This window comes from Streptomyces sp. NPDC058086 (assembly GCF_042885015.1).
Lineage (GTDB): Bacteria > Actinomycetota > Actinomycetes > Streptomycetales > Streptomycetaceae > Streptomyces.
This window is the reverse complement of sequence record NZ_JBHVST010000033.1, coordinates 70,516-91,848: the sequence shown is the minus strand read 5'-3', so window position 1 is coordinate 91,848 and position 21,333 is coordinate 70,516. Positions and strand designations below refer to the sequence as shown.

At 68.2% G+C, this 21,333-nt stretch carries 22 protein-coding genes and 2 pseudogenes; 12 read left to right on the top strand and 12 right to left on the bottom strand.

Annotated elements, in window-relative coordinates; genetic code table 11:
- The first annotated feature begins 250 nt into the window (after positions 1-250).
- The 7 genes from ACFVWD_RS25410 to ACFVWD_RS25380 all read left to right on the top strand — a co-directional run bounded on the left by ACFVWD_RS25410 (position 251) and on the right by ACFVWD_RS25380 (position 6,614).
- On the top strand, positions 251-676 hold the full coding sequence (locus tag ACFVWD_RS25410; RefSeq protein WP_389599186.1) for a hypothetical protein: 426 nt from the start codon (positions 251-253) through the stop codon (positions 674-676).
- Between the two features lie 105 nt (positions 677-781).
- A complete protein-coding gene (locus ACFVWD_RS25405; protein ID WP_389599184.1) occupies positions 782-997 on the top strand; it encodes a hypothetical protein in 216 nt (71 codons plus the stop codon).
- Positions 998-1,183: 186 nt separating this feature from the next.
- On the top strand, positions 1,184-1,585 hold the full coding sequence (locus ACFVWD_RS25400; RefSeq protein ID WP_389599182.1) for a hypothetical protein: 402 nt from the start codon (positions 1,184-1,186) through the stop codon (positions 1,583-1,585).
- 153 nt (positions 1,586-1,738) lie between these two features.
- A complete protein-coding gene (locus tag ACFVWD_RS25395) occupies positions 1,739-2,347 on the top strand; it encodes a carbonic anhydrase (protein ID WP_389599181.1) in 609 nt (202 codons plus the stop codon).
- A gap of 77 nt (positions 2,348-2,424) precedes the next feature.
- Positions 2,425-3,897 carry a SulP family inorganic anion transporter gene (locus tag ACFVWD_RS25390; protein ID WP_389599179.1) on the top strand — a complete coding sequence of 491 codons (1,473 nt, stop codon included), beginning with the start codon at positions 2,425-2,427 and terminating at the stop codon, positions 3,895-3,897.
- 190 nt (positions 3,898-4,087) lie between these two features.
- Positions 4,088-4,558 carry a hypothetical protein gene (locus ACFVWD_RS25385; RefSeq protein WP_389599177.1) on the top strand — a complete coding sequence of 157 codons (471 nt, stop codon included), beginning with the start codon at positions 4,088-4,090 and terminating at the stop codon, positions 4,556-4,558.
- A gap of 52 nt (positions 4,559-4,610) precedes the next feature.
- Entirely contained in the window at positions 4,611-6,614 is a 2,004-nt protein-coding gene (locus ACFVWD_RS25380) for a copper resistance CopC/CopD family protein (RefSeq protein ID WP_389599175.1), read from the top strand.
- Positions 6,615-6,618: 4 nt separating this feature from the next.
- On the opposite strand, the gene ACFVWD_RS25375 is transcribed toward ACFVWD_RS25380, so the two are convergent.
- The 6 genes and pseudogenes from ACFVWD_RS25375 to ACFVWD_RS25350 form a co-directional block, all read right to left on the bottom strand.
- Positions 6,619-7,149 carry a hypothetical protein gene (locus tag ACFVWD_RS25375; protein ID WP_389599174.1) on the bottom strand — a complete coding sequence of 177 codons (531 nt, stop codon included), beginning with the start codon at positions 7,147-7,149 and terminating at the stop codon, positions 6,619-6,621.
- A gap of 248 nt (positions 7,150-7,397) precedes the next feature.
- Positions 7,398-7,865, bottom strand: coding sequence for a DUF6174 domain-containing protein (locus tag ACFVWD_RS25370; RefSeq protein WP_389599172.1), 468 nt, complete (start codon positions 7,863-7,865; stop codon positions 7,398-7,400).
- Between the two features lie 114 nt (positions 7,866-7,979).
- Complete coding sequence (locus ACFVWD_RS25365) at positions 7,980-8,717, bottom strand: DUF1775 domain-containing protein (RefSeq protein ID WP_389599170.1); 738 nt, start codon at positions 8,715-8,717, stop codon at positions 7,980-7,982.
- Positions 8,718-8,787: 70 nt separating this feature from the next.
- Positions 8,788-9,453 carry a hypothetical protein gene (locus tag ACFVWD_RS25360; protein WP_389599168.1) on the bottom strand — a complete coding sequence of 222 codons (666 nt, stop codon included), beginning with the start codon at positions 9,451-9,453 and terminating at the stop codon, positions 8,788-8,790.
- Positions 9,454-9,501: 48 nt separating this feature from the next.
- Positions 9,502-9,930 (bottom strand): annotated as a pseudogene (locus ACFVWD_RS25355) (DUF3093 domain-containing protein); the annotation flags it as partial.
- A gap of 105 nt (positions 9,931-10,035) precedes the next feature.
- Entirely contained in the window at positions 10,036-10,524 is a 489-nt protein-coding gene (locus tag ACFVWD_RS25350) for an SUKH-4 family immunity protein (RefSeq protein ID WP_389599166.1), read from the bottom strand.
- Between the two features lie 1,007 nt (positions 10,525-11,531).
- On the opposite strand from ACFVWD_RS25350, the gene ACFVWD_RS25345 reads away from it, so the two are divergent.
- Together ACFVWD_RS25345 and ACFVWD_RS25340 are read left to right on the top strand one after the other, a co-directional pair.
- Positions 11,532-12,179 (top strand): L-threonylcarbamoyladenylate synthase, encoded by a 648-nt coding sequence (locus ACFVWD_RS25345; RefSeq protein ID WP_389599165.1) that lies wholly within the window; start codon positions 11,532-11,534, stop codon positions 12,177-12,179.
- A gap of 329 nt (positions 12,180-12,508) precedes the next feature.
- A complete protein-coding gene (locus tag ACFVWD_RS25340; protein ID WP_389599163.1) occupies positions 12,509-13,159 on the top strand; it encodes a carbonic anhydrase in 651 nt (216 codons plus the stop codon).
- A 219-nt stretch (positions 13,160-13,378) separates the two neighbouring features.
- Here the strand turns inward: ACFVWD_RS25340 and ACFVWD_RS25335 are convergent, their stop codons facing one another.
- Positions 13,379-14,035 carry a hypothetical protein gene (locus ACFVWD_RS25335; RefSeq protein ID WP_389599162.1) on the bottom strand — a complete coding sequence of 219 codons (657 nt, stop codon included), beginning with the start codon at positions 14,033-14,035 and terminating at the stop codon, positions 13,379-13,381.
- 425 nt (positions 14,036-14,460) lie between these two features.
- On the opposite strand from ACFVWD_RS25335, the gene ACFVWD_RS25330 reads away from it, so the two are divergent.
- Positions 14,461-15,171 carry a DUF4142 domain-containing protein gene (locus ACFVWD_RS25330; protein WP_389599209.1) on the top strand — a complete coding sequence of 237 codons (711 nt, stop codon included), beginning with the start codon at positions 14,461-14,463 and terminating at the stop codon, positions 15,169-15,171.
- Between the two features lie 65 nt (positions 15,172-15,236).
- Here ACFVWD_RS25330 and ACFVWD_RS25325 read toward each other — a convergent pair.
- Both ACFVWD_RS25325 and ACFVWD_RS25320 read right to left on the bottom strand, forming a co-directional pair.
- Positions 15,237-15,797: pseudogene (locus ACFVWD_RS25325) on the bottom strand (transposase); the annotation flags it as partial.
- A gap of 13 nt (positions 15,798-15,810) precedes the next feature.
- Positions 15,811-16,002, bottom strand: coding sequence for a hypothetical protein (locus ACFVWD_RS25320; RefSeq protein ID WP_389599160.1), 192 nt, complete (start codon positions 16,000-16,002; stop codon positions 15,811-15,813).
- Positions 16,003-16,370: 368 nt separating this feature from the next.
- Here ACFVWD_RS25320 and ACFVWD_RS25315 point away from each other — a divergent pair, with 368 nt between their 5' ends.
- Positions 16,371-17,201, top strand: coding sequence for a polysaccharide deacetylase family protein (locus ACFVWD_RS25315; RefSeq protein ID WP_389599207.1), 831 nt, complete (start codon positions 16,371-16,373; stop codon positions 17,199-17,201).
- A 217-nt stretch (positions 17,202-17,418) separates the two neighbouring features.
- Here the strand turns inward: ACFVWD_RS25315 and ACFVWD_RS25310 are convergent, their stop codons facing one another.
- From ACFVWD_RS25310 to ACFVWD_RS25300, 3 genes are all read right to left on the bottom strand, one after another.
- Positions 17,419-17,604 (bottom strand): hypothetical protein, encoded by a 186-nt coding sequence (locus ACFVWD_RS25310; RefSeq protein ID WP_060900808.1) that lies wholly within the window; start codon positions 17,602-17,604, stop codon positions 17,419-17,421.
- A 166-nt stretch (positions 17,605-17,770) separates the two neighbouring features.
- The gene (locus ACFVWD_RS25305) at positions 17,771-18,589 is read right to left on the bottom strand and encodes a hypothetical protein (RefSeq protein ID WP_389599158.1); all 819 of its coding nucleotides are present in this window, start codon (positions 18,587-18,589) and stop codon (positions 17,771-17,773) included.
- 925 nt (positions 18,590-19,514) lie between these two features.
- Complete coding sequence (locus ACFVWD_RS25300; RefSeq protein WP_389599157.1) at positions 19,515-20,153, bottom strand: TetR/AcrR family transcriptional regulator; 639 nt, start codon at positions 20,151-20,153, stop codon at positions 19,515-19,517.
- 451 nt (positions 20,154-20,604) lie between these two features.
- Between ACFVWD_RS25300 and ACFVWD_RS25295 the strand changes: the two genes are divergently transcribed.
- Positions 20,605-21,258, top strand: a complete 654-nt coding sequence (locus ACFVWD_RS25295) for a nuclear transport factor 2 family protein (RefSeq protein WP_389599155.1) — start codon at positions 20,605-20,607, stop codon at positions 21,256-21,258.
- Positions 21,259-21,333 lie beyond the last annotated feature (75 nt).

Below are 21,333 nucleotides of genomic sequence, written 5' to 3'. Positions count from 1 at the left end.
CTCATAGACGCAGACAGTAATTGATCATGTACGTAAAGTGCATGCTGGAGCGGCGTTGCCGGGTTGGCCAGGCATCCGCCCACGCCCTCCCGAACCTCGCGATCACCTGATATCCGGGCTCTGTACTACCCAGATCACCAAGGACGACAGATCACTGAATCGGGTGAATCCGGTCCTCGATCACCCCCTTCGAGGTGCGGTCACCGACCCTGACGGGGTTCTCTGGCAGGAACAGCGTGAGGAGACACGGATGCGGCAGTCGGTCAGCGACACCAGGCCCGCGGCACGCTGCGGCCAGTGCGCTGTCGTCCTGCTCGCCCTCCTTGCACTGCTGCATGCGATGTTCAGCCCCGGACCCTCGCATCTCGCCGCCCTGGACCTGGACGGCTGCCGGCAGCGTGCCGCCGCCGCGAGGGCGCATGCCTGCGATCTGGCTACGGCCCCCGTGCTCAACGGGGCGGGCGCAAAGGGGCACCAGGACGGCGACGACGCCTCACAGTCCTGCGACGCCTCCGCCTACGGGCCACGCCAGCTTGCCGATCTCTCCTCCGCCCATGCGGTGACCGACGTGACTCCCGGAGCCGGGGCAGATCACTCGGCGTCCGACGCGGCGTCCGGCGCCGCACTCTCCACGACGCCCGGCACGTCATCCGGGTCGGCCGTCCTGCGCTGCTGAGAGACCCAGGCCGCACGTCACGATCCCGCCCGTTTCCCGGCCCCGGGGTGTGACTGCGACCTGCGGACCCCTCTCCCCCAGTGACAGCACCGCAGGAGTTTCGCCATGCCCATGGATGTCTACGCCGCCATCGGCGCACTCGTACGCGCCGAGATCACCCGAGCCCACGCCCCGTCCACGGAGACACCCGCTCTCAAGGCCACGACGCACACCGGTCAGGTCGCTCCGCCCGCGTCCGCGCCATCGCCCTCCAAAGCCGCGTGGCGATCACGGAAGCTTCTCGCCGTCGCGCTGCGCCGTCGCGCCACGCTCTTCGGCTAGCACCCCGCGCGCCCCGGCCTCATCCGCGCCCTACATGGGGCAAGCCCAAACCAACCAGGTGATTGCTCGTGCAATGCGGGGCGCGGTGTTGGCCATCTCACCTTTTCAACCCGGGAGTTCACCATGGCCAGAGGACTTCGGCCGGTAACGTTTTGGCGTCGGCGACAGCAGAGTATGGGGAGTCCAGTGGTGATACGGCGAGCGGCAGCGGCCATCGTGCTGCTGGCTGCGGCCGTGCTCCTGCACTTCGCCACACCGCACCACCCCTTCGCCGCTCCCCGCACGGTGTCCGTGATGGCACCGGCCGTCGAGTCGGAGGGCAGGAAGCTGCACGGCCCGGCGTCCGCGCTGTCGCGGGCGGGTGCAGGCACGGCGCACCACGAGGCGGCGGCCGATGCCCTCGCCCGGCCGCCCCGCGTGGCCCAGCCCCTCGCCGAGCCGCCGGCCCTTGACGACACCAGGGGCGACGAACCAGTCGACACCCCCGCCGCTCCAGGCAGCGCACAGCCGCGTACGGCGAGAGACTCCTGGAACCCGGGCGCCGGCATCGCGCCCACACCCAGCACCCTGCAGACATTCCGCTGCTGATCGGCCGCGTGCTGCACGCCCTCTGACACGCCGGCAGACACAGCTCCACTCTGAGCCCGGCGGCCGCTCGACGCGGCCCGGCGCGTCATGCCCGGCTGGCCAGCACGCACCCTTCGCGCCCTTTCCGGTTCTACGAAGAGCACGAGGTCGACCATGCAATCGCTCATCGAGCACGCCCGTACGTTCCCCAAGACGATCGCCGACCAGCAGGAGGAGTTCGAGCGGCTGGCCCGGGGGCAAAAGCCCCAGGCCCTGTTCATCTCCTGCTCCGACTCCCGGGTGATCCCCTCGCTGTTCACCGGCGCCCGCCCCGGGGACATCTTCGAACTGCGCACCGCGGGCAACATCGTCCCGCGCTACCGGCCTCACGCGGCCTGCGGCGTCGCCGGATCCCTCGAATTCGCCCTCCAGGCCCTGCAGGTGCCCGACATCATCGTCTGCGGACACTCCCACTGCGGGGCCGTCCAGGGACTGATGCGCGAGCAGACCGTCCAGCTGATGCCGCTGCTGCGCCGCTGGCTGTCCTCGGCCGAGCACCGCCCCACCGCGAACGAGCCGTGGCAGACCCAGGGCCTCGGCGAGGACCCCACCGCCGTCACCCAGCAGCACGTCCTGACCCAGCTGGAACACCTGCGCAGCTACCCGGGCGTGGCCCGTCGCATCGCCTCCGGGCGACTGCGGCTGCATGCCTGGTTCTACACCGTCGAGACCGGCGAGGTCCTGGCCTGCGCGCCGGGCAGCCGAGCCTTCAAGCCCCTGTGACCGGAGCCGACAACCCCACACCCGTACGCTCCGGTCGCGATCCGCGCGACGTTCCTTCCCCCACCCGAGAGAACGCCATGACTTCGCAGATCTCCTCCCTCAGGCGCGCCCTGCGCACTGATTTCACCTCATCCGTCGTCGTCTTCCTCGTCGCCCTGCCGCTGTGCGTGGGCGTCGCCGTCGCCTCTGGCGTGCCGGCCGAACTCGGCCTGATCACCGGCATCGTCGGCGGCCTGGTCACCGGGTTCCTGCCCGGCAGCAGCCTCCAGGTCAGCGGCCCCGCCGCAGGTCTGACCGTGCTCGTCCTCACGGCCGTGCAGGAGTACGGTCTGCCCGCCCTCGGCGTCGTCGTCCTCGCCACGGGTCTCCTCCAACTCGGCCTGGGCGCCCTGCGGTTGGGCCGCCTTTTCCGGGCGATCTCCCTGTCCGTGGTGCACGGCATGCTCACCGGAATCGGCCTGGTGCTGATCGCCGGACAGCTGTACACGCTCGCCGACCGCAAGGCACCAGGCAGCGGAACGTCCAACGTGGCCGGGCTGCCCGGCCTGGCGGCCGACGTGCTCGGCTCCGGCCAGGCGCTCACCGCGGTCGGCATCGGCGCCGGAACCATCGTGATCATGGCGCTGTGGAAGCGGCTGCCGGGCAAGGCACAGATGCTGCCCGGCCCGCTCGTCGCCGTGGGCACGGCCACCCTGGCCACGGTTGCCTTCGACCTGCCCGTCGTCCGCGTCGAGGTGAGCGGCCTGATGCAGGCCATCCAGCCACCCGCCCTCGGCGACTTCGGAAAGCTGGCGGACATCGGCCTGCTGACCACCATCGTCGCGTTCACGCTGATCGCCTCCGCCGAGTCGCTGTTCAGCGCGGCTGCGGTCGACCGGCTGCACGACGGCCCCAAGACCGACTACGACAAGGAGTTGATGGCCCAGGGCGCGGGCAACACCGTGTGCGGGCTGCTCGGCGCGCTGCCGATGACCGCGGTGATCGTCCGCAGCGCCGCCAACGTCCAGGCCGGCGCCCGCACCAAGGTCTCCCGCGTCCTGCACGGCGTGTGGCTGCTGCTGTTCGCCGCTCTGCTCCCCGGCGCGCTCGGCATGATCCCAACCGCCGCGCTGGCCGGTGTCCTCATCCATGCGGGCTTCAAGCTGCTCCCCGTCAGGGAACTCGGGCCGCTGTGGCGCGATCATCGCGGAGAGGCCGTGGTGCTCGTGATCACCGCGGGCGCAATCCTCGCCACCAACATGTTCGAGGGCGTCCTCATCGGTTTGCTCCTCGCCGTCGTGAAGGCGGCCTGGGAGACCTCGCACGTCCACATCGACGTCGACGACAACGGAACCGGCGCGGTACGCGTGCGGATCCGCGGGCATGCGACCTTCCTGCGCCTGCCGCACATCCTCGACACCCTGGAACAACTGCCCGCCCACCGGCCCATCGAGCTCAACCTCGCCGGCCTGCGGCATCTCGACCACGCCTGCATGAGCGCCCTGCAGAACTGGGCGGACCAGCACAACGCACACACCGTTCAGCCCGAGCGCACCCACGCCTCGGCATGAGCGTGAGTCCGTGAGGCGGCGTCCCTGCCGCCTCACGGACTCACGGTGACATACGGGGTGAACGACCCCCAGCGCTCACCCGTACCCCTTGTCGTACGCCCGGCCGCTCGTGCGGGCAGAACAGCGCGGAAACGCGGAGACGGAGAGGCACGTGCTTCAGCAGCCACCACGAGGACGCACCGGACGCACTTTGAACACTGGCCGCCTGGTGCGCGGCGCCGCACTGGCCGGCAGCCTGACCCTCCTCCCGCTGGCCACGGCGTGCAGCGGAGGCGAGGACGACGACGCCGCGGAGCGCAAGCGGGCAAGGGCCTCGGTGACTGCCGCCCCCGCAGCTGGTGTTGTGGCACCCGCGAAGGTCGAGGTGATCGCCAACCTGACCGGCTGCAAGGCCAAGATCCGCATCGAGGCGGAGGAACTGCGCCAGGGCCTGTGCCACACGAAGAAGGTCGACTACCTCATCACCACCTTCCCGGAGGAGGAGTACAAGCAGACCTGGCTCGACAGCGCCGCCATGTACGGGGGCAAGTACCTCGTGGGCTCACGCTGGATCGTCAGCGTCGCGAAGCCGGAGATGCTGGAAGGGTTCCGCGACAAGCTCGGCGGGACCATCCAGGAACTGCACGGCATGGGCCCCACCCCTGCCCCGAGCGCGCCGTAGCGGCGGGCCGCCCACCCGTCGCATACCCCCCACCGATCTGGAGGCTTGCTTCATGCCCTCGGCACCGCGCCGCCCCAGGACACCACTGACCGCTCTGCTCCTGGTCGGCACGGTGCTCACGTTCCTTCTCGGCGGTGCCGGACCCGCCTCCGCCCACGCCAGTCTCACCCGGTCCGAACCGGCCGACGCCTCCGTCCTCAAGACGGCTCCGAGCCAAGTCACGCTCGCCTTCACCGAATCCGTCAGCCTCTCCGACGGCTCCCTGCGCGTCCTGTCCCCGAAGAACGAGCGCGTCGACCGCGGCACGGTCACGCACGCGGGCGGAAAGGCGGACACCGCCCGGGTGATGCTGAGCGGCAAGCTGCCGGAGGGCACCTACACAGTGGCCTGGCGCGTCGTCTCCTCCGACAGCCACCCGATCTCCGGCGCGTTCACCTTCTCCATCGGCACACCATCCGCCACCACCGCCGCACTGCCGACCAAGTCCCCGGACGACACCGCCGCGTCCCGCCTCTACAACCTCTTCCGCTACGTCGCCTATGGCGGCCTCGCCCTGCTCATCGGCGTCGCAGTATTCGTCCTCGTCTGCTGGCCCGGGGGCGTTGGTCTGCGCCCGCTGCGCAAACTGCTGCTGGCCGGCTGGGCGACGCTGTTCGCGTCGACCGCAATCCTGCTGGTACTGCGCGGCCCGTACGAGACCGGCCGAGGTCTCACAGCAGTGTTCGACCTGACGCTCATGGGCGGGACCGTCACGGGCAGGGCCGGGATGGCTCTGGCCGCGCGGCTGTTGCTGCTCGCCGCAGTGGGAGTCCTCCTGCCGCTGTTCACGGCCCGCCTCCACCGCACCGCCGACAGCATGCGGCCCTATGCGCCCGTCTCCGCCGCTTCGCTGACGGGGACGTCGCCGAGCAGCCGTGTCGTCGCAACCGATCCGCCGCCCGGGGAGGCGCGGTCCGGAATCGGAATGCGCGGCCTGGGGGCGCTGTTCGCCGTGGGCCTGGCCCTCACCTGGGCAGCTGCCGAGCACGCCTCCGCCGGGATCCAGGTCCCGCTGGCGATACCCGTCGCCGTACTGCACCTGCTGGCCATGGCCGTGTGGCTGGGTGGTCTCGTCGCACTGGCGCTCGCTCTGTACCGGGCCCCCGCCGACACCGTGCTCCCGGCGGCCGCGGTCGCACGCTTCTCCCGGCTGGCCTTCAGCGCGGTCGCCGTGCTCGTCGCCACCGGCGTGTACCAGTCCTGGCGGCAGGTCGGCTCCTGGGACGCCCTCTCCGCCACCGAGTACGGCAAGCTCCTCACCCTCAAGGTCGCCGCCGTTGTCCTGGTGCTGACCGCGGCGGCGTTCTCCCGGAGCTGGACCGCGCAGCTCAGCGACAAGCAGCAGCAGGCGGAAGCCCCCGTGGTCGCACCTCAGCGCCTACCGGTGGCGCAGCGCGTCGGCGCCGGTGGCTCCTCGGACAGCGACACCGTCGAGGGTACGGACAGCGCCGGACCGCCCTCTCCGTGTGACCCTGCCGACAGCCCCGCTCTGTTGCCCGGTTCCCCGTCCGCGACCGAACGGCACCGGCGCGGCCTGCGCCGTTCGGTCGCCATCGAGGCCGTACTCGGAGTCGTGGTCCTGGCGATCACCACCATGCTCACCGGGACCCAGCCCAGCCGGGCCGCCGCGCAGAGCGCCGCCGTGGCCGCCGCAGCTCAGCAGCCCCCGGCCAAGGTGGTGATGGTTCCCTTCGACCTCGGTACCCCGAACGGTCATGGCACGGTGCAGATCACATTCGCGCCGGGGCAGGTCGGCGACAACACGGTCGAGGCCGTGGTGTACGGGCCCGACGCGGGCATCTCCACCGTCCCGGAACTCCGGCTCACCCTCACTCAGCGCGCCCAGAAGATCGGCCCGCTCGATGCCAAACTCGCCGACCGGAAGGGCTACTGGGCCGCCGATCGCCTGCGGATTCCGCTGCCCGGCACCTGGACCGTGAACGTCACGGTGCGCGTGACCGAGATCGACCAGGTCACCGTCTCCAAGACCATGACCATCCAGCCGCCGCCGAACTGACCCGTTACCTGTTCTTGCAGGCCCTGGCTTTGAACTCCGCCAGGGAGACGGTGGCTGCGGACTCGTCGCCGTCTGCCGAGATGTCGTCGTAGCGGACCATTCCCGGGGTGAGCCGATCACGGTCGGCCAAGGTGAAGGAGACGCTGCTCGACGACCACGAGTTGTCCTTGGTCCCCCCGTAGAAGGCATAGGTGGTCTTGGCGTTGAGCCGAGTGAGAGCTTTGGTCGTTGCCCAGCCGACGGCCGGAGAATCGAGGGGCCAGGTGGTGAGACCGGCCTTGAGGGGGCGGTCGGCGGTCCATGAACCGACCGTCACCGCGCTGTTGGCGTCGTCGCTGTCCACGTAGAGGGTCGCGCCGTCGATCTGATGCCCACAGACCATCATGACGCCGAGCAGATGGCCGTCGTCGGTCATGGAGATGCCAGCGACTGCGTCGGCGGGGACCGTGCACCCTGATGTCGCGATCAGGGTCAGGCCTACCGCGATGATTCCGACGAAGCGCCGTATTTCCGTCCGTGAAATGGTCGACCGCATAGAGCCCCCCCTCCTGCCCGGGGAGTCGCTGCCACTACCCCCTACACCCCGGATGGTAGGGACGATGCACGTCGAGCCACAGCGTCGCCACCCACACGTTGCGCCCTCGTTGTGACCTTGTAGCCGCTCGCCGGTCACGGGGCAGGTGACACGGGCAGGGCCCTCGGCCCACGATGAGGTGGGTCACGGGGGGCCGAGCGGGACGGCCGCTGAAATCTGCGGATGGGAGCCATCTGCGGCGCGCCGCACTAGCCGGAGTTCGGCTCGTAGGAGCTGATGACGTACAGGGCTTCGTCGTCGATGGCGTTCTTGTCCCAGTCCAGAGAGATCCGCACCGGGCGCCCGTCCGCCGCGTAATCCGCCTCCGCTGTGTCGGCGTCTTCGCTTCGGGCCTTCCTGAGTCTCCTCAACAGCTCGCCGATGGTGGGCACTTCGGCAGGCAGCTCCTGCGCCTGACGCCGACTGTCCGCGTCGACGCCGACCGCCTCCGTCACTCTGCCGTCCCGGACCTTCACCCGGAAGGTCCCCGCCAGGACCTGGGTGGTCGACGTCAGCGTGTAGGCGTACGAGGCGGGCTCTTCCCAGGTGGTCTTCGGCTCGTTCGCCTCGGCGGATCCTGAGGACGTCGAGGAGCCGCAGGCGGTGGCAGCGCACAGCAGTGCCCCGACCAGTGCGTCGGCGGACACATAACGAGGACGGGAACGTCCGGTGGTCATGGTGACTCCTCGGTGTCGGTCACCACTGTGACGCCGGTCGGCACAAAAGCGTTCACGGCAGCGTGCTGGGCGTTGCCCTGAGGCGTTTCCGCCCCCGGGCAACGGCGGTGAACGTCAGCTCTCGGACGAGGCGGCCCGTCGCTTGACCAGCCACCACGCGCCGCCGCCGAGGACGAGCAGGACGACGACGACCACACCGGCCACGGCACCGGAGGACATGCCGTCCTCGTTGTCGGCGGCCGTGTCACTGGCGGCCTGTGAAGCATCCGTCTCGGTCACGGCGGCCGAGGATGTGGAGGCGGCTGTGCTGGGCGTCGTGCTCTCGGTCGGGCTCGGGCTGACCGTCTTGGCACCCGGGGCCGCCGCCTCCAGCTTCAGGACCGGCGCGGGCTGCTCGGGCTCCTCCCCACCGGTGGGCATTTCGATCCAGCGCGAGATCTTGCCGTCGCTGTACGTCTCGACAGTCTTGAACGCGATCTCCTTCGCCTCCGGCAGCTGCCGGATCTTGATCTTGTGCTCGGCGTCGACCCCGGCCTTCAGTGCGGGGCCGCCGACGGTGTATCCGTCGTCGGTGGCCTTGAGCTTCCACCCCTTGGGCGCCTCGCCCAGCCTCACGTCACCAGGAACGATGCCTTCGGGCAGCACGATGCGCAGCTGGCTGAATCCCGCGGAGTTGGACTCGGCCTCGGAGACGAAGCTGAGCGTGACGTTCTCGGCCAGGGCCTGGGGCTTGTCTGCCTCGACCTCCGCGTGGGCGAAGGCCGTTCCGGTCATGGCGAGGGTGGCCGCGAGAGCGGCGGCGCCGACGAGCGCGATACGGCGCGGTGTACGGGCATGGTGACGCAGGGACATGGACGAACTCCTTGCTGAGGAAGCCGGGCACGCCGAAGTGGCCGGGGCCCGGATGAGAGGACTGGCGGGATCACTGATCGCGCGGTGGGCCCCTGCGCACCACCGCGTACCTCAGGACCTGAGTCCCTTCCAATGCCGGGAGTTCGAAGAAGCCGACGGGGCGCCCCGTTGCCAGCTGGCGAAGGAGCAAGCTGTCCAGGACGGTTGTGACGGTCGGCAGCACCCAGCGCACGAACGCCTGAGTCGCCCGGTGCACCATGCGGACAGTGGCCAGCGCCGCCGCCATCGCCATGTCGGCCCGGTGAAGCAGCCAGGCGACCGCCAGCGCGGCAACGACATGGACGATCGTCATGGCCGAGCCGGCGTCGTGCCAGGCGTGCCCGTCCCCGACGGCCATGGAGTGGTGCCAGCCGCTCGCGGCACGGGCAGCGTGGGCACTCCGTGCGTGATGGGCACTCCCGGTCAGGGTGAACGCTGCGTGCAGCGCGCCTTGCGCGGCGAGGGTGCACACCACGGTCGCGGGCAGCGTGGAACGGCGCCGGGCGAGCGGCCAGACCGCGGCGAACTGCGCGGCAGTGAAGGCAGTCACGAGCGGCCACGGCACCGGGCCCTCGACGACCGCGTGATGGCCGAAGGCCGCGAGCACGCTTCCGACGAGCGCGAACATACCCGCCCGGACGCATGCTCCCGCCCGGCCGGGCCGCTGGTCCGCGGTCCGGCCGTCGAGTGCGGTCACACGATCATCTGGCACGGTCGCCCATCATTCCCTGTCGGCCTCCGCCGGTCAGACCGAGGCGCGGATCGCCTCGGCGAGCCGGTCGGGCGTGCGGGTGGAAAGGTAGAAATAAGGGGTGGGATCGTCGGGGTCGATGACCTCGACGCGCACCGCCGTGGTGATGTAGCTGCGCATCAGCATGAACGCCCGCATGTCCGCCTTGTACGTGCGCCAGGCTCGCGCCTCTTCTCCCTCGAGCACCTGCGCTTCACCCAGCGCCTTCAGCGGGATGCGGGCGTCACCGGCGACCAGCGGCTCGCCGGTGACCCGGATCCGCAGCGAGCCCTGGGAACTGACGAAGAGGCCGGCCAGGCAGGTGCCCGCGACGAGGGCGATGAGCGCGGCGACCAGGCCGTACGGCAGGAAGATCAAGGCCATCGCGATGCCGGTCAGGACGGCGATGGCCCACCAGGATGTGGGGGCGGTGAGGCGTTCGTCGGCGCGTCCACCGTGGCGATCTGGGAACTTTCCGGCACCGGCGGCTGCATCGCAGCCACCGGCCTGCGTCTGGACGGCTGACCGAAGTCGGGGATCGCTGCCTGGTCACGTATCCCAGTCCGTATAGTCCCCTATCGCCACGTCGTCGCAGAACGTCTCCCAGAACCCGTTGTGCACGAGAGCGGTCTCGTCGATGCCAGAGATGAGATCACGAAGCTCTTCCGCCACCTCCTCGTACCCGTCCTCGTCGCGGTCCGCATAGAACGGGAAGCACGCGATCACCGCCGCGACGCATCGGTTGAAGGAGCCAAGGTCACTGTTCACGTGACTGGCCATCATTGAGTCGATCTTGGGAATCTGCACCACGTGACCAGTGGCCACGTCGAGGGCGATGCGTCCGAACAGACCACTCGTCGCGACGGCGACCAGCCCCCGCTCACCGATCCCCGCGAGGAACACCGGCTCACTCAGCGGCCGGTACTCGTATCCGATCAACCCACCTGGGACGCCAGTCCCACCAAGAAGGACAGCAATCTGGGCCGGCACCTCGGGAGTGGCCTCGACGCGGATCAAGACGAACTCGGGCTTCGGCAACTGCGGTAGGGGCCGGTTCACAGGAAGATCTTCTCCCGATGGGTTGCCCCGGCAACACCCATGGGCCCGCGAGACGGCGACTCATCTCGGGCGGCCAGCCCCGACAGCTTAACTTTCAACGCGAGGAACTGTGCCAACTCCTGTTCACGAGCCGTCCCGAGCAGTACAAGGCACCGCTGTCGTCGCTCGCGCGCTGATGTAGCTCCGATCTCTTTCAATTCCGAGGGGGAGCTGAGGCGTTCAAGGTCCATCGCTCAAGTCGGTTGCGCACAGCGGCAGGCGGATTCCGTTTCACCAAGTGATAGAGATTCTCGTAGTAGCCCTGCCACTCGGCGCCTTCATCCCGTCCGGCCGCACTCCTTCGAGCGCGATGAGCAGTTACTAGTGGCGCCATACTCTCCCAGGTGGAGATCACGGAGCCGCCCAGGTACCCAGAGACTGGGCCAATGTCGACGATTCCGTGAGCTACAAGAGCTCCCAGGTTGTCGTAAAACCATGCTAAATCCCTTACCAGCTTCAGCTCTTCGCGAGTCAGGCTGTGCAGACCCTCCGAAACATCGCGACCAGGCAGCTCCTGGTGCACAAACCAGCGTGCTTCCGCCAGGTGGTCGCTTCTGTGCTCCCGAAACAGTTCGACCAGAACGGGCAGAGTGTTGGCGTGCCCAGCCAGCCTCAGTTGACGATACGAAGCCGCGCCTGACACCAGCAGAGCACCGACCGACACGAGCAGTGCGGCTATGTTCACAAGCCCTCCAAGCATCCGTGCACTCCGAACGACGCATCAGAGACTGCCCTGCTCCTGGAGCAGAGATACACGTCTCAGCCACCGTCATGGAGTCTGTCCCGGAGGGCAAGGGACTGCCCCAGAGACGCATTCGCAGCTCGTCAGCGCCCGGACGAACTGGTCGTCGACCACGTGCCGGCCGCGTCGGCTGCGCCCACGTTCGGACCCATGCCGCGCTTCGTGGCAGGTGAGGGCTCAAGGGCCGGTGGGAGGAAGTACAGCCATGGCGCGTCGGTATGACTGCTCCACGGTTTCCGGGCGGGCCGACGGGCTGCGCGCAGCCACCTTGGCGGTGCGCCGAGGTGAGCTGGTGGTGCTCCCCACGGACACCGTGTACGGCATCGGGGCCGACGCCTTCAACCCCGCGGCCGTGGACGGTCTGCTGCAGGCCAAGGGCCGGGGCCGCGCCATGCCCTCACCAGTGCTCGTCGCCTCCCCAGATGCCCTGCACGAACTGGTCACCGACTTCCCCAATGCAGGCTGGGCTCTGGTGGAAGCGTTCTGGCCGGGCGGGCTGACCCTCGTCGCCCGCCACCGGACATCGTTGACCTGGGACCTCGGCGAGACCCACGGCACGGTCGCCGTCCGGATGCCGTCCGACCCTGTGGCACTTGATCTGCTGGCCCGATCCGGGCCGATGGCAGTCTCCAGCGCCAACCTGACCGGACACCCGTCCCCGCAGGACTGCGACGCCGCCCAGTACATGCTCGGCGACTCGGTCACCGTCTACCTGGACGGCGGACCCACCGCGGCCGCCGTCGCCTCCTCAATCGTGGACCTCACCGGCCCGGCCCCCATCCTCAAGCGTGCGGGCGCGATCAGCGCCGAGCGCCTGAGCACCGTGGTCCCCGACCTGCAGGACGGCTCCTGACCCGGCCCGGTGAGGGAACAAGGCCGCACACCCGGCCTACCGAAATCACCCGATCGGCGAGCGTCATGAACGCAATCGCCTCGTTGGGGACAGCGTGACAGTGCATGGTGAACAGCATGTCGGCGGCGCGCTGACCGGTGGCAATTGCCCCTGCCAGGGAGAACGGACTCGCCGAGCGCTGATGCTGGCGCTGGAAGCCGCAGCCTCAGCACGTCTGGGCATGCCCGGCGCCACAACGCCCGGTGCCCGGTCTCCGGCGGTCGCACTCGCGCCCGGCGTGGCGGCCGCCTGCGCTGCGATGCGCCCGGGCCTGGACGTAACCTGCGGCCATGGCTGAGACCCCGCACCTGACACCGTCCGAAGCCCTCAACCTGCTGCTGACCGGCAATCAGCGATTCGTCGCGGGAGACCCGCAGCACCCGAATCAGGACGCCGCGCGCCGCGCCGCCACCGCACCCGGCCAACGCCCGTTCGCCGTGCTCTTCGGCTGCTCCGACTCCCGCCTGGCCGCCGAGATCATCTTCGACCGGGGCCTGGGCGACCTTTTCGTGGTCCGCACCGCAGGCCACGTGGCCGGGCCCGAAGTGCTGGGCAGCATCGAGTACGGAGTGAGCGTCCTGGACTGCCCGCTGGTCGTCGTGCTGGGCCACGACTCGTGCGGCGCGGTCGCGGCGACCCGTGCCGCCCTGACTGACGGACTGGGCGCCACCGGATACGTGCGCGACGTCGTCGAGCGCGTCACGCCCAGCGTCCTGGCCGCCCGCGCCGCCGGACTTACCCACGACGACGACATCATCGCCGAGCACATACGGCACACCGTCGACCTCCTACTGGACCGCTCCCGGGTACTCGCCGACCAGGTCACCACCGGACAGACGGCCGTGGTGGGCCTCTCCTACCGCCTGGCTGACGGCAGTGCCCGCCTCGTCACCGCCCGAGGTCTGCCGGCCGAAGAAGCTGCCCCGAGCCTGGGCGCCTGAACGGAGAGGCAGAGGCGCGGCTGTCCTGCCGACGAGTGTCGGCGATCGGCCGCTGCGGTCGTAGGCTCCTTCGGACACCCGGAGGCGGTGGCGCCGGCCCGGCCGGGTCTGTTCCACGCATGCGGGGCCCTGATGTGCATGGTACGAGGAGCCCACCGCACCGTCCGCTGGTGCGGGTGTCCGCCATTGGCGCTCGACTGGAGGCTCACTCGTGGACGGTCACGAAATTACGTGACCGTCCACAGCCGCTGATGCCCTGTCGGCACAGCACTCACACCGCCAGGGGCCACGCGCCCCAGTCGTGTCCCCAGTCGTAGGTGAGCGTGCCGCCGGCCGAGCGCCAACGCCGTGGCGCAGTGGTCCACTGCCAGTCAAGGGTTCCACACCGCCCGGAGTGCCGCCGTCGAGGGCGGTACGGACCGCTTGGGTGAGATCGCGGTCATTGTGGTCGTCGCGCGCGGCCGGGTCCACGGAGACGAAGAGCGCGGTGCCCGAACGGGCCACGACGTCGAGGAACTGACGGTTCACAGCCCAGTCGGTCTGCGGTGTGCACGGGACACAGTCCGCGTCGAGTACGAAGAGGCGGTTGTGCTGGGCCAGCAGGAAGGCGAGCGTGTTCACGCCCATCCTGCGGGTCCGTTCCCACTGTCGGCCCGAGGTGTCGTCGCCGGTACGCTGCACCTGCACCAGACCGGCGGCCGGGTGGCCGACCGTGTTGCAGCCGATCACGACGGCGGGGCCGGCCGCGTCGGCGATCGTGCGGTAGAGGCATACGGGGATCTCCGCGTTGGTCAGCGAACGGACGGCCAGGGCCCAGCCCGGCTCGGCGAGTTCGGGCGGCGAACCGGCCGAAGACGTCGTACGTCGAGAAGTCATGCTTGATCAGCTCATAGCCCCAGGAACGGAAGCGCCGGACATCACAGGCGACGCTCTCCAGCGCGGTGTCGAAGGTCGGGTCGAGCGGGTGTCCCGAGCCCCTGCGTACCCCGGGCCTGGTCGCCGCAGTCTCCACGCGGGACAGCGGTGGGGCGGAACCACAGCTCCTGGTCGCGCCGCAGGACACCCACACTGCCCGGCCGTCCTCTCCCAGAACCCGCCTGACACCGGGAACATCCGAAGACGCCGCGTGCCGTCGTCCCGCATACTCACGCCTTCCCCGTGCGCCGTTCATGACCCCTTTTTCCGGGCCGGATGAACCTGAACGGCACCGCGCGCGTAATGCTCTTCGTCCGCCCAGTCGGGCGATGACGGATCGGCGGATATGTTGACGGGCAGGAGGAACGGTGCAGCGTTCGCTGAACATGGTGGGCGGTATCTTCGTAGGGGGCGCGCTGGTCCTGACACTTGGCGCGCTGATCTACCCGTCGATGCTCGGAGTTGACACCGTGTCGACCTCGAACGACCGGATCATCGCCAACACCCAGTGGGGGCCGTTGACCGAGGGTGACCGGGCCTTCGTGGTGGCGGTGCGCGCAGCCGGTCTATGGGAGCACCCGGTGGGGCAGATCGGGCTCCAGAAGGGGCAGAGCAAGGGGGTCCTCACCGCCAGTCAGCATCTGATCGACGGGCACGCGGCGCTGGACGAGACCTGCCGCAAGATCGCGCCGATGCTGAACGTGACGCTGCCCAACGTGGCCAGTCCGCAGCAGGAAGGTTTCGTCATCACCCTCAAGGCGGACAGCGGCAAGCAGTTCGACATCGACTTCGCCAACATTCTCCGCCAGACACACGGTTCGATCTTCAACACCGTGGCAAAGATCCGCTCAACGACGAAGAACACGCTGGTGCGCGCCCTGGCCGACCAGGCCAACGACACCGTCCTGGATCACATCACGGTGATGGAGAAGACCGGCCTGGTCGACTTCGACACCACGCTGTTCAAACAGACCACCCCGCCGAAGCTGCCCAAGTCGGACATGACCCCGCCGGTCCCGCCCGCCGGCCAGCCCCCGATCGTCCTCCCTCCTCCGCCGAACGCCACGTCCACCCCGGTGGACCTGGGGCGGCCTTGAACGGCCAGTCCGCCAACGGCGGATAGGCGCTGTTTCACGGATCTGCCGACGTGGTGTGTGTCAATTCAACGGCTGATCTTGGTTGTTGAGTGGTCAGCTGTTGTTCCGGGCCAGCCGCCCTTGAAGGCGCTCCGGAAGGCGTTGCACGGCGCCTTCCAGCGCATGGTCCACCTCTTGCGGCCCTTCCCCGTCGGGTCCAGGCTCATCAGCGCCATGTAGACGCACTTGAGGGCGGCGGCCTCGTTGGGGAAATTTCCGCGGGCGCGGACAGCCTTGCGGATCCGGGCATTGACGCTCTCGATCGCGTTCGTGCTGCAGATGACCTTGCGTATCTCGACGTCGAAGGAGAGGAAGGGCACGAACTCGGCCCAGCCGTCCGACCACAGTTTCACGATCGCCGGGTACTTCTGACCCCAGGACTCCTGGAACTCCAAGAACCGCTCCGTCGCCGCATCCTCGCTGGGTGCGGTGTAGGCAGGCTTGAGGGCCTCGCCGACCTTGTCCCAGTCCTGACGGGCGGCATAAAGGAACGAATTCCGCAGCAGGTGAACCACACACGTTTGAACAATCGTGCGAGGCCAGACGCCCTCCACAGCGTCGGGATGGCCCTTGAGCCCGTCGCAGAGGCAGTCCTGGCCGTCAGGCGTCCCCTTGATCATCAGATCCGCCGTTGATCAGAACTCCCGCGAGTTGATCAACCATCACGGCCAGCAGTCGGTCTGCCCAATTGCCTTCCGCTATCCGGACCCGGAACTGCTCGCCCGTGCCATACGCGCCGTCAACGGCGGGATCACCCACCCCGAACCCGATCCCCATCGTCATCGCGGTCACCGCTCCGACTGCTCGTTCCGCCCCGTTCTCGCCAGCGGACCACCACAACCAGATCAATGGGTAGGGGACCGGCCAGCTTCACGCCATCAAGTGGTGATCACCAACAGCATCCGAAAACCTGGCCAGAGCCACGTTCACGTGTACGTCGACACCTTCGGCTGCATCGACAGCCACTCCATCCCCGCGGCCGCAGGGCAGAACAATGACCGCACGGACGATCAACTCGCACCCGCATGCTTACGACTTGCGGAATCGAGACGCAGAGTCCTCCGCGTGCTCACGTCACACCGGCCTGCTGGAACCCCGTGGCAGCGCCTTCCGTCAAGCAGGACGCCATAGAAGATGCGTTCGGGACTTGGAGTTCTCGGGTGAACAAGAAAATCGCAGGGCTGGCGCTCATCGGGACCCTGCTCATATCGGGCTGTGCGGCGGCCGTCCATGCGGTAAAGCCTGCCGCTTCGAGCTCCGTTCGCCCGTCGGGGTCCACCCGGGCCGGAGGCAAGGCCCCCGTCGCAAGCGCCGCGGCCTTCAGCGCCTGGGGCCTCAAGCCCCTCGCCTCGCCGCCCGCCCCACCGAAGGTCAAGCCCGTAAAGCGCCGGGCGGGCGAACCGGTGCCGGCGATCAGTGACATACCCACCAAAGACAAGGTCGTCTTCATCACCTTCGACGACGGCGCCGAGAAAGACCCCAAGTTCGTGAGAATGATGCGCGAACTCAAGGTCCCCTTCACTATGTTCCTGACTGACTCGATCATCAGTTCCGACTACGGCTACTTCAAGCCGCTGCAGCAGCTCGGGAACAAGATTCAGAACCACACGCTGACCCATCCCAATCTGCGCGCCAAGGGCGCGGCCGCGCAGCACGAGGAGATCTGCGGCCAGCAGACCAAGCTCGGCAAGGAGTACGGAAGCGTCCCGCGTCTCATGCGACCGCCCTACGGCAACTGGAACGAGAACACCCGCACCGCAGCCGGGCAGTGCGGAATCGAGGCGCTCGTGCTGTGGCGCGAGTCCATGCAGATCGCCAACATGCAATACCAGCGTCCTGACAAGAAACTCCACGCGGGCGACATCATCCTGGCCCACTTCCGTGGCCCCGGACAGCTCAAGGGTCACTCGATGACCGAGATGACGGCGAACATGCTGCGGCATATCCAGGAGCAGGGCTTCGCAGTGGCACGCCTGGAGGACTACCTCTGACTCGCAGATAGGGCGAGTCCAAGATCGTCGACATGTCAGGGCCTTCGATTTGCCGCCCCATGGCGCTGGTTCAGAGGGCGATCGAACGCGAGATCCGCCCCGACACCTCGTCGCCATCGCCGTGCGCCTTGGTGAGCAACTGCATCGTCAACTCGTTCAGCGCCCGGTCGGCAAACGGCCGCACCACGTGTAGCGCCTCCCTGACGGGACAGCACCCTCAGCGGTACAGCCTCCTGCGCGCCCACAAGAACCCGATCACCCCGCCCACAACGGCCATGTACGCCGTCAGGGGTCCGTCGTTCAGGATGAGTCCGGGCATGGCGATGACGGCCACGATCAGGAGCCAGCCGCACCCGGCCACGACGAGGTCCGCCGAATCGGGGCGGCGTCGTTCGTTTTCCACCCGTTCCCCATTCACTGGCTTGCGCCTGGTCGGTGCGTCACATGGACTGTTGGCATGCGCGATATCACTGCCGCAAACCCTACGCCGCTCGATCAGTTTCGGTACAGCGACGGCGGTCCGTCACCGGCGTACCGCTTGGAAGCGGACAGCGTCAGGGAACAGCGATCTACGCGCAGTGGATCGTAGCCGTCTCCGAATGGACGTTGTGGTCTCCCCAGTAGCCGTTGGCGTTGCGCAGCGTCGCGTTGCCTATGTCGCTCCGGTACACCCAGCCACTGGTGGTGAGCCGTGAGCACTCGAAGTGCAGGGTGACCGGGAAGTTCTGGCCCTGCTCGTTGGTGTAGCCCGCGACGTCCTTGGTCTTCCAGATACCGAGCCCCTGGTACTGGCGCAGCGAAGACTCGAAGTTCCCCTTGCCCCTCTGATCGCAGAGCATCGCGGCCTCGGCCTGGATGTGCGTGTACCCCCCGTGCAGGTAGGGCTTCCTGCTCTTGGTGAGCTGGCAGTGGGGCTCGGCCCGGGCAGCGGTGAGACCCGGCGCGTGCGAAGCCGTGATTCCCCGCTCGTCGACCGTCGTGGCCCAACGCACTAGGTCCTCCGTGCTGTAGGTGTTCTGCGCGGAGGTGAGCGGCGCCTCCCACAGCGTCAGCAGGCCGTCCTTGGACAGGGTGCTGACCCTGGTGCCCTCCTTGCCCACGGCGGTCAGCAGTTGGCTGCCGTCGGGCAGTGTGCTCGTGCTCATCTCGTCACCCTCGGCCGAGAGGACCGACGACGGCACGTCCCCGTGGACGGTCAGGCGTGTGATGTTGAGCGGGTGCTCGACGTTCCCGTCGCCGAGACTGAACGTGAGCGTCTGACCGACCTTTTCGTACTCCTCCACGCCGGGCGCCTGGAAGAGGTCGAGCCGGGTCGTGTTCGTCAGCAGGTCAGTGAGCTTCTCCACGCCGGCCCCGTGGGCGGGAGCGACTTCCCCGATGGGTGCCATGGACTGAGGATCAACGCCGCCTTCCTTGGCGTATTCGGACGAGCTGACGATCTGTGGTCCGGTGCCCGCGCCCGTCGTCCGTGCCCCGTCGGCCGCGAACGCACCGGCAGCGGTTCCGGCCACAACCGCCACAGTGAGCAGGGCTATAGCGCCCGTCCGGGCAGCGCGACGGACAGTCTTTCTCTTCAACTTGTCTTCCCCTCCGTAGAATTCGGCCGCCCGTCGTCAGGCGCTGGTCAGGCGCCGACGGTTCGGCCAATCGGAGGTAACATATGTGGTCGTTCTGTTCAGATCCACTGAATTGATCACGTCGGATCGCCACAGCGAACACCTCGACCCACAGCAGACGGCAGACCTGAACCGCAGCTCCTCGCGGGCACTCTCCGGGTACCGATGTCCCCACGTTGTCCCCAACATCACGGCTCTGTCGCCACGCGCTCACCTGCCACAGCTCGCACCAGCTACCTGCCTGTCGCACCTATGCAGGTCAGACAACTATCAGCCGATACAGACCGCCCCGGCCACAAACCCGCGAGCAGCGGATTCCGTCCGCTGGCGAGAAGTTGACGCTCCGGCACCTCACGAGGAACGTTTTCGCAGGTCAGGGCATGTTCTGGTAGGGCGGGTGGGACTCGAACCCACGGCCGCCGGATTATGAGTCCTTTGAGGGTCTTGGCGACCCTTGCCGATCAACGCTCAAAGTCCAGGACCTCGCACCGGAACCGCGCCCGCACCTCAGGGTCGCGGCAACCGAGCGCGAGCTCACTGATGCCGATGTCCGACTCGGCCCAGATCTCGGGCACGGTCACCTCCCCCGGCTCTTCGTTCTGAACCCGCAGACGACCTCGCCGGCACTGTCCTACGAAGTGATCGAGTCGCATGTCCCAATCAGCGATCGAGTCGTCGCGAAGCTCCTGTGGCCTGGTCAGCGGCCGACGGCGGCATCCCCGCGGAACGCCCCGGCCACCACGGGGACCAGTTGCCGCTCGATCTGCTCGGCGGACATGGCGGCCAGCTCGGTGCCGATGGGCGCCAGCGCGAGCCAGTTCAGCAGGCCGGCCGCGCATCGCGTACGGAAGATCAGTTCCTGCTCGTCGGCTCCGGGAATGTTCTGGGCCAGCACCCGGACGGCCGCCCGGCGACTCTGGTCGAACTTGCCGTCCAGCCGATCCCACCCCTGGGGCGGCTCGATGCCGACGCGCGCCACGGTCCGCATCACGGCCAGGTCTTGTCCACCGGCCGCCAGTGCGCGCACCATCGGCCGGGCGAACGCTGCCGCCACCTCATGGAGTGTCGCAGTGGAGGCGAGGGAATCGAGTTCCAGGATCTTTTCGTCCAGATACCGTTCCAACGCGTGCTCTATCGCCGAGTCGCACAGTGCCTTCAGCGACCCGAAGTGGTAACTCACCGCGGCGACGTTGGCTCCGGCGCGATCCGTGATCTCGCGGAGTGTCACGCCCTCCTGCCCTCGTTGCGCGAGCAACTCCAGGGCGGCCGTCTGCAGGCCGTCCCGCGTGCGCTGACCGGCCTCTCGGCGCAGGTCCGTCTTTTCCGCCCGTGTCATAGCATGTATTCAAGCAGCTGCTTGAGTACATTGTCAAACAGCCGCTTCACGGATCGGGGCCGAACTCGAGCGAATCCGATCCCAACGTGAGCGCGACGCCAAGCGCGACACCGGTGCCAAGGCCCGCGAGAAGGCGGAGGCCGCCCACGTGCGTGCCGTGTGTGCACTGATCGAACACCCCACCTTGAAGCGGTGGTTGAAGACCTCGAAGAGCGGGCGGCCGGGTCGCCGAACGCCGCCCCGGATCACTGCCGCAGACCCGATCCGACCCGCCGCGACACGGCCGCGCGGGCACACGTCTCCATGGCCGCGCGACCACACAATTCAAACATTGGCTTGACGACTTGCACTGCCGTCCATAAGCTCAAGCGAGCGTTTGATTTACTAAGAACGCGAGAGAGACCGTTGCGACGGATCTCAGATTCTGAGAACAAACCTGGAGGAACACGACATGAAGCTGCTCAGCCGGAAGTCGATCACCGCCACGGCCGCGATAGCGATCCTGGGTGGTCTTTCCATCGCCGCTGCGCCGACACAGGCCGCAAGCCCCGCCCACAGCAGTGCGGCGGTCCACAGCAGTACGGCGGTCCACGCGGACCTGACTCCTGGCGAACTGGCGAAGCTGCCGCTCACGGACCGCCACCTGACCAAGCACGAGAGGGCCAATCTCGCAGTCGTCCTGCGCGCGTACCACGTGGCGGAGGGCAACAGCCTGGACGTCAACACGTTCGTCAACAGCTTCGCCAAGGACGGCGTCTTCAACGACATGGTCGCCGGACAGGCATATCGGGGCAAGGCGCTCGGTGACGTGCTGCCCTACATGGCCAATCTCTTCCCCGATGTTCACCGTGACCTCAAGCGCATCACCGTGAACGGCGACGTGGTCAGCATCGAGCTGTCGATCCAGGGCACGTTCGAGGGACCGCTGCAGTCGCCGGCGGGCACCGTCAAGCCGACCGGCGCGAAGGTCGACGTGCCGACCGCCGACTTCTGGTACCTGCACAACGGCAAGGTCGAGAAGTTCAACTGCTTCGTCGGGTACTCGACCATGTACGCCCAGATGGGCGTGAACTTCGACTGGGCCTCGGCGGTCAACAAGCACTGAGTCGTTCCCCGGCGAGTGATGCCCGGCGCTACCGGCCGCGCATCACCCGCCACCCTGCGCGGACTGGGGCCTGTC

What these genes read in the sequence shown, in the direction of transcription:
- ACFVWD_RS25410 (WP_389599186.1), top strand. Translation starts at nt 251, where the DNA reads ATGCGGCAGTCGGTCAGCGACACCAGGCCCGCGGCACGCTGCGGCCAG.
- ACFVWD_RS25405 (WP_389599184.1), top strand. Translation starts at nt 782, where the DNA reads ATGCCCATGGATGTCTACGCCGCCATCGGCGCACTCGTACGCGCCGAG.
- ACFVWD_RS25395 (WP_389599181.1), top strand. Translation starts at nt 1,739, where the DNA reads ATGCAATCGCTCATCGAGCACGCCCGTACGTTCCCCAAGACGATCGCC.
- ACFVWD_RS25390 (WP_389599179.1), top strand. Translation starts at nt 2,425, where the DNA reads ATGACTTCGCAGATCTCCTCCCTCAGGCGCGCCCTGCGCACTGATTTC.
- ACFVWD_RS25380 (WP_389599175.1), top strand. Translation starts at nt 4,611, where the DNA reads ATGCCCTCGGCACCGCGCCGCCCCAGGACACCACTGACCGCTCTGCTC.
- ACFVWD_RS25375 (WP_389599174.1), bottom strand. Translation starts at nt 7,149, where the DNA reads ATGCGGTCGACCATTTCACGGACGGAAATACGGCGCTTCGTCGGAATC.
- ACFVWD_RS25370 (WP_389599172.1), bottom strand. Translation starts at nt 7,865, where the DNA reads ATGACCACCGGACGTTCCCGTCCTCGTTATGTGTCCGCCGACGCACTG.
- ACFVWD_RS25365 (WP_389599170.1), bottom strand. Translation starts at nt 8,717, where the DNA reads ATGTCCCTGCGTCACCATGCCCGTACACCGCGCCGTATCGCGCTCGTC.
- ACFVWD_RS25345 (WP_389599165.1), top strand. Translation starts at nt 11,532, where the DNA reads ATGGCGCGTCGGTATGACTGCTCCACGGTTTCCGGGCGGGCCGACGGG.
- ACFVWD_RS25340 (WP_389599163.1), top strand. Translation starts at nt 12,509, where the DNA reads ATGGCTGAGACCCCGCACCTGACACCGTCCGAAGCCCTCAACCTGCTG.
- ACFVWD_RS25335 (WP_389599162.1), bottom strand. Translation starts at nt 14,035, where the DNA reads ATGACTTCTCGACGTACGACGTCTTCGGCCGGTTCGCCGCCCGAACTC.
- ACFVWD_RS25330 (WP_389599209.1), top strand. Translation starts at nt 14,461, where the DNA reads ATGGTGGGCGGTATCTTCGTAGGGGGCGCGCTGGTCCTGACACTTGGC.
- ACFVWD_RS25305 (WP_389599158.1), bottom strand. Translation starts at nt 18,589, where the DNA reads ATGGCACCCATCGGGGAAGTCGCTCCCGCCCACGGGGCCGGCGTGGAG.
- ACFVWD_RS25300 (WP_389599157.1), bottom strand. Translation starts at nt 20,153, where the DNA reads ATGACACGGGCGGAAAAGACGGACCTGCGCCGAGAGGCCGGTCAGCGC.
- ACFVWD_RS25295 (WP_389599155.1), top strand. Translation starts at nt 20,605, where the DNA reads ATGAAGCTGCTCAGCCGGAAGTCGATCACCGCCACGGCCGCGATAGCG.